Source organism: Bacillus sp. F2HM (genome assembly GCF_019266135.1).
Taxonomy (GTDB): domain Bacteria; phylum Bacillota; class Bacilli; order Bacillales; family Bacillaceae; genus Bacillus; species Bacillus safensis.
Window position 1 is genome coordinate 39,189 of the sequence record NZ_LRMO01000017.1, and the last position, 6,347, is coordinate 45,535.

Annotated in this window: 7 protein-coding genes and 1 pseudogene; 5 read left to right on the forward strand and 3 right to left on the reverse strand. The window is 42.5% G+C overall.

Annotation, left to right across the window (positions count from 1 at the left end; all coding sequences use genetic code 11):
• Positions 1-157: 157 nt before the first annotated feature.
• Positions 158-388: an excisionase family DNA-binding protein gene (locus tag AWT60_RS11120; RefSeq protein WP_076839819.1), complete on the reverse strand. Its 231-nt coding sequence runs from the start codon at positions 386-388 to the stop codon at positions 158-160.
• A gap of 156 nt (positions 389-544) precedes the next feature.
• Here AWT60_RS11120 and AWT60_RS11125 point away from each other — a divergent pair, with 156 nt between their 5' ends.
• The 3 genes from AWT60_RS11125 to uptA are packed head-to-tail and all read left to right on the forward strand — an operon-like array spanning position 545 to position 2,505.
• Positions 545-964, forward strand: coding sequence for a GtrA family protein (locus tag AWT60_RS11125; protein ID WP_083703978.1), 420 nt, complete (start codon positions 545-547; stop codon positions 962-964).
• Positions 965-968: 4 nt separating this feature from the next.
• Positions 969-1,850, forward strand: coding sequence for a UTP--glucose-1-phosphate uridylyltransferase GalU (galU, locus tag AWT60_RS11130; protein ID WP_076839822.1), 882 nt, complete (start codon positions 969-971; stop codon positions 1,848-1,850).
• Positions 1,851-1,902: 52 nt separating this feature from the next.
• Positions 1,903-2,505 carry an undecaprenyl phosphate transporter UptA gene (gene uptA, locus AWT60_RS11135; protein WP_034284052.1) on the forward strand — a complete coding sequence of 201 codons (603 nt, stop codon included), beginning with the start codon at positions 1,903-1,905 and terminating at the stop codon, positions 2,503-2,505.
• 38 nt (positions 2,506-2,543) lie between these two features.
• Here uptA and AWT60_RS11140 read toward each other — a convergent pair whose 3' ends face one another.
• A complete protein-coding gene (locus AWT60_RS11140; protein ID WP_218677268.1) occupies positions 2,544-3,365 on the reverse strand; it encodes a uroporphyrinogen-III synthase in 822 nt (273 codons plus the stop codon).
• A gap of 142 nt (positions 3,366-3,507) precedes the next feature.
• On the opposite strand from AWT60_RS11140, the gene AWT60_RS11145 reads away from it, so the two are divergent.
• Positions 3,508-4,128 carry an acetate uptake transporter gene (locus AWT60_RS11145; RefSeq protein WP_218677269.1) on the forward strand — a complete coding sequence of 207 codons (621 nt, stop codon included), beginning with the start codon at positions 3,508-3,510 and terminating at the stop codon, positions 4,126-4,128.
• A 38-nt stretch (positions 4,129-4,166) separates the two neighbouring features.
• Here the strand turns inward: AWT60_RS11145 and AWT60_RS11150 are convergent, their stop codons facing one another.
• Entirely contained in the window at positions 4,167-5,186 is a 1,020-nt protein-coding gene (locus AWT60_RS11150) for an LLM class flavin-dependent oxidoreductase (protein ID WP_046311375.1), read from the reverse strand.
• A 173-nt stretch (positions 5,187-5,359) separates the two neighbouring features.
• Here AWT60_RS11150 and AWT60_RS11155 point away from each other — a divergent pair.
• Positions 5,360-6,347: pseudogene (locus tag AWT60_RS11155) on the forward strand (collagen-like protein); the annotation flags it as partial.

The window sequence follows — 6,347 nt, forward strand, 5'->3', positions numbered from 1 at the left end:
GCTTCACATAAAGTAGTTGTCCCCATTGTTTTCACTGCCTTTTGCTGCTAATGATTGTCATTCGAGAAAGAGCGAGAACCATTTGAGCATAAGTTAATATAAAGATTATTCTTTCTACATTGATCCATGTTGAATCAATTGAAAAAATGACAATATTCTAATCTTCATCCTTTACATCGGGGTCTTCCGGAATCGGTTCATTTAAGATCTCTTGGACGAGCTCTTTATATTGTTCGAGCTGCTTTAAATGCGTTTGAAACTGCCCTTGATAAATAAGATAAGATTCCCCGTCAAATACGTAACGGATCTTTTTTTGCTGGATTAATTTTTCAATATACGATTCTGATACTTCCAAGTATTCAGCTGTTTCTGCGATTGTTAAATACATGTTTGTGCACCACCCGTTCGTTTCATCTTACAAATTATATCACGAGCTGGTGAAAAAACGGATATCGCTTGTTCATGTTTTTTTCATCTTTTCTTCACTGATTCGTCAACTCGCTTTTGTATAGTATTCATACACCCACTCAAACTCTAGGAGGTGATGATTCTTCACATGACAAAGAGTAATATTCGGACCTATGCCGCATTTTTCATTGTAGGTGCAAGCAATACAATGATTGACTTTCTGTTCTTCTTTTTTTTAACCGCCTTCTTTGTTCCCCCTTTTCTTGCCCAGTGCCTGTCCTATACTGCAGGGATGCTGAACAGTTATGTTTGGAATCGAAAATGGACGTTCCAAGTAAAAAAGAAAGCTGACAGGTGGGAATGGATCAAGTGGGCCACAGTCAACGGAGCAGCGTGTCTTCTCACCTATGTTGTCTTATATGTCATGCAGCTAGCAGGTTTCTCATTAATTATTAGTAAAGCGATTGGCACCCTTCTTGGCATGAAGATCACTTTTACTGGAAGCCGCCTATGGGTTTTTCCTTCAGAAAATAAACCATCAGAAATGGAGCGATGATTCAATGAACATCAAAAAAGCCGTCATACCAGCAGCCGGATTAGGCACACGTTTTTTACCCGCAACGAAAGCACAGCCAAAGGAAATGCTGCCTATTATCGACAAACCCGCCATTCAATACATAGTTGAGGAGGCTGTTCAATCAGGAATTGAAGATATACTGATTATCACAGGAAGAAACAAAAAATCGATTGAAGATCACTTTGACCGTTCGATTGAGCTAGAACAGAATTTGCTTGAAAAAGGGAAAGAAGAACAGCTGGCTGAAATCAAACATATTGCGGATATGGCCAATATTCATTATATTCGTCAAAAGGAGCCCTTAGGTCTTGGACATGCGGTATTATGTGCACGTCATTTTACTGGTAACGATCCTTTTGCGGTCCTTTTAGGTGATGATGTCATGGTGTCAGAAAGACCAGCACTCTCTCAGCTCATGGAAGTCTTTGAAGACAAACAAAGAGAGGTCATTGGCGTCCAGCAAGTGGATCGTCTAGATGTCAGCAAGTATGGTATGATAAAACCAGCTAGAATAGACGGTCAAGTGTTTGAAGTCACAGACTTAGTGGAAAAGCCAGCTATTCATGAAGCTCCTTCCGATTTAGCCGTCATGGGCAGGTACCTGTTAACACCATCGATTTTTCCTATTTTACAAGGAATCGAGAGAGGTACCGGGAACGAAATCCAGCTGACAGATGCGCTGAAAATCATTGCACATGAATCACCCATTTATGCAACACAATTAGAGGGAATGAGATTTGATGTTGGTGATAAGCTCGGCTCATTTAAGGCAGCGGCAGAACTTGGATTAATGCGTCATGATATGCGGCCAGCCATGCTAGCATATATGCAAAGCATACTCATGAGAGAAGAAAAACAAGCATAGGCTCTTATAAGGATGCTTGAAGAAAATCGTATTTAAAGGCAGAGTGAAATGAATGGGAACCTTTTTTAATGAAATTTTGACCTGGCTGACAAGCCTAGGTTATGTAGGTGTAGCACTAGGGCTGATGATTGAAATCATTCCTAGTGAAATTGTACTTGCCTATGGCGGATATATGGTGTCAACAGGCACAATTGGTTTTGTTGGAGCTGTGATTGCCGGCGTCATTGGAGGTACACTCGCCCAGTGTTTTATATACTGGATCGGTCTGTACGGCGGAAGACCTTTTTTAACAAAGTATGGAAAGTATTTATTCATCCATGAACATCATATCGCGACTGCAGAGCGCTGGTTTGACCGGTATGGAACCGGTGTAGTGTTTACCGCGCGCTTTATCCCTGTTGTCCGTCATGCCATCTCGATTCCAGCGGGTATTGCCAAGATGCCTTTTTTGAAATTCGTTTTCTTGACAGGATTAGCTGCCATCCCTTGGTCTATCTTATTTATCTATCTTGGCATGCAGCTTGGGACAAAATGGGATCATATTCAAAGTGTTGCTCATGCTTATACAACCCCTATTATGGTCATTGCCATTGTCCTGATTGTTCTCTACTTTGTACTCAAAAAAATTCGGACGAATCGAAAACGGACAATCTAACCAAAACGCCTTTCACTGATCTGGTGAAAGGCGTTTTTTTATATGTGTGCTGATTGTTTTTTCATATATTGGGATAATTCTATAATCATTGCACCCATTCTCTCAAGTGACGGGGCAAGAATTCGGTTTATTCCTTCTTCTTTTAAAGCTTCAGCAGTGACTTTTCCGACAGCTACTGCAAGCACGTGCTGCTCGAATAATGCTTGCAATTCTTCTTTTCTGCCCCATTCTGCGGCTAGTTTGAAAAAGGCGTGAACCTGGACAGCGGTTGTAAAACAGACGGCATGAACTAGTCCATCTTTCATTTCTCGCAGCAGCGTTTCAGCTGCCTCTGGTTCAGGAGGTGTGTGCTGATATGGTAAAAGCGGCAAAACATCTGCCCCCTTGTCATGTAAAAACTGAATGAGAGCTGGTGCATTTTCACCATGAAGCTGCACCATCACACGTTTGCCTTGAAATTCCTTGTCTTCAAGCTTTGAAATCAAGTCACGAACCGTACCGTCTTCATCAGAGACCTCAGGCTGAATTCCGCGTTTTTTCAAAGCAGCAAAGGTTTTGTACCCTCTTGAAGCAATATGTGCGTTTGATAGAATGTTCATAAATTCTTTACCAAGCTGCAGCTCTTCCGCACTCTCAATCAATGTATCTGTACCGATGCCTGTTGTCAAGATCACCCAGTCGGCCCCTTGCCTCACAAAGGTTTCTATGCCTGGCTTTAATTCCTCTTTGGCTAAAAATACGGTTCCTTGAAGAGAGCGAATAACGGCTTGTCCTCCTTGTTTTTCGACAAGTGTACGCATTTCTTCTGTTTTTCTTGTTCCACAAATGGCAATCGTTTTTCCAGATAAGCCTTTACTCATTTTATCCCTCTTTTTCTATCACATTTGATATGTATTAAATATAGATTTATTTGGAAGACGATGCAAGTGTCTACTAAAAAAGAGCTTGACGTTTCTATCGAATTCGAGTATCTTTTGTAAGTGCAAATTGTAGGAGGTCATTATGGAAAAACAGAATGTTCAAGCAATTCGATTATCAATTGCAGACCCAACACCACTTGGTTTGTTTGGTTTAGCAATGGTGACGCTCGTTGCGTCCTCACAAAAACTAGGAATCACAGATGGCACTTCCCTTATTTTACCTTGGGCTATCTTCCTTGGAGGAATCGCGCAGCTGATCGCGTCCATACAAGATTCAAAGCATCATAATATTTTTGGAGCCACTGCTTTTGGCGCATTCGGTCTTTTCTGGATGGGCGTTGGAACAACTTGGCTCATTCAAGCCGGCGTCTTTGGGAAAACGCTTGCGGGAGCAGCAGATCCAAAACAGCTAGGCTTTGCGTTTATTGGTTATTTGATTTTCAGCTTGTTTATGACGATTGGTGCAATGGAAACACATAAAGTGTTATTTTTGATTTTCGTCTTTATTGATTTCTTATTCATTGGTCTTTCCCTTAGTACATTTGGTGTGATGTATGATTTGACTCATACCATGGCTGGTATTGCAGAATTGATCATTTCCCTGCTTTCATTTTATGGTTCTGCAGCTGTTGTTCTTAATACACATTTTGGCCGTATTGTTCTGCCAATCGGACAACCATTTCGCATTTTTACAAAAGCTTAAATAAAAAAGAACTGCTCTGTGCAGTTCTTTTTTTATGTTTATTTTTCTTGTGCCTCTTGAAAGATCTCTCCGATGATTTCATACGAACGCATTCTTTCTTGATGATCAAACATATCCGAATTAATCATCACTTCATCTGCTTGTGTAGCTTCAATAAAGGCTTCTAATTCTATTTTTACTTTTTCTTTATCCCCAATGATAGTCGAGCTTAATTGTTCATCCACCATCGCCTTTTCATATGGACTCCAAAGACCGTCCATGCTGTCGACAGGTGCCTTCAGTTTTCCTGGTGTGTTGCGAATGAGACTTAAAAACCGCTGATAATGAGATGTTGCCAAGTATTCAGCCCGTTCTGTTTGATCTGCAGCAAAAACCGTCACACCGACCATGGCATAAGGCTCTTTTAATACATCAGAAGGTCTAAATGACTGTCTGTACAACTCTAACGCGGGAATTGTATTTTTAGGTGAGAAATGTGCTGCAAAGGCAAATGGTAATCCAAGTTCTCCTGCAAGTCTGGCGCTAAAACCACTTGAACCAAGGAGCCAAATCGGAATGTCCAGACCTTCTCCTGGAACAGCTCTTACATGTTTTTTAACCTGACCGGTCGGCTTGAAATATTGACGAAGTTCTTCAAGCTGCTCTGGGAAATCTTCTCCGTTATGAAGATTACGTCTAAGCGCTCTTGCTGTTAACTGATCTGTCCCTGGTGCTCTGCCAAGACCTAAATCAATTCTCCCCGGATACAATGTCTCAAGTGTGCCAAATTGTTCGGCAATGACAAGTGAAGAGTGGTTTGGCAGCATAATCCCGCCAGATCCTACTCGAATTTTTTCGGTTCCTCCCGCAATATATCCAATTAAAACTGACGTTGCAGAGCTCGCTACCCCTTCCATGTTATGGTGTTCTGCCAGCCAGTATCTATGATAGCCCCACTTCTCCGCCTTTTTTGCTAAATCCATACTACGATCAAAAGATTCTTTAATGGTACCTCCTTCTGTCACTGAGGATAAATTTAAAACGGAATAGGCTTTGCCTTGTAAAACTGATTGACTCATAAATGATGTCCCCATTTCTGTCAAAAATCATACTATTTTATACTTTCAACACCATAACACAAATCCATGAAAGATTTAAATGATTTGATTCGATGATTTTCGAAATGATGATTTTCTAGGTTTTACTTCCAATTTGAAAATTTGCACATAGAATGAAATATCAATTCTAGGAGATGGGCAATTTGTACAATCAATTCGAACACAAATGTCCCTTTTGCGGTAAATACCATGAACAGCCTCATTACAAAAGATCACGTCATGACCGTCCTCGAAAAAGAGACTGTCCATTCATTAAACAAGAATATCCAAAACAAAATATATCTCAAGGGAATCACCCCTGCCACATTGCAAAAGGAATAAAGCAATCAAAACCAAATCAAAGAGCTGGACCAAGAGGCCCGGCAGGCCCAGCAGGTCCCCCTGGACCAACCGGACCTACTGGACCTGCTGGCGGGTTAACCGGCGCCCTTCCTTTTGATCCCTCACAATCACAAGATTACGATGCAGGGCAAGTGGTCACGTTTAATGGCAGTACTTACATTGCCAATGTTGACGCTCCATCAGGAATACCTGGACTCTCCCCCGACTATACCCTTTTGGCTGCTTCTGGAGAAACTGGGCCTACGGGGCCTACTGGGATCGGATTAAGTGGTGTTGAAGCCTATGATCCTGTTATGGCACCAACATATTCAGTAGGGCAAGTGGTCACTTATGGTGGTGGTACGTATATTGTGGATTCTGCACCACCTTCAGGTACGCCAGATATGTCGTCAGATTACACACTTTTAGCAGCACCAGGTGAAACTGGGCCTACTGGCGCTACAGGTATCACTGGGGCTACTGGACCTACCGTGGCGACGGGTATCACCGGTTCAACTGGACCTACTGGTGCCACGGGTATTACCGGTTCAACTGGACCTACTGGTGCCACAGGTATTACTGGGGCTACCGGTTCTACCGGGGCTACTGGAGATACCGGCGCGACAGGCAGCACGGGTATCACTGGAGATACCGGACCTACTGGACCTACGGGGGCAACGGGCATCACTGGAGATACTGGTCCTACTGGCGCTACAGGTATCACTGGAGCTACTGGTCCTACTGGTGCTACAGGTATCACTGGAGATACTGGTTCTACTGGTGCGACGGGTATCACTGGAG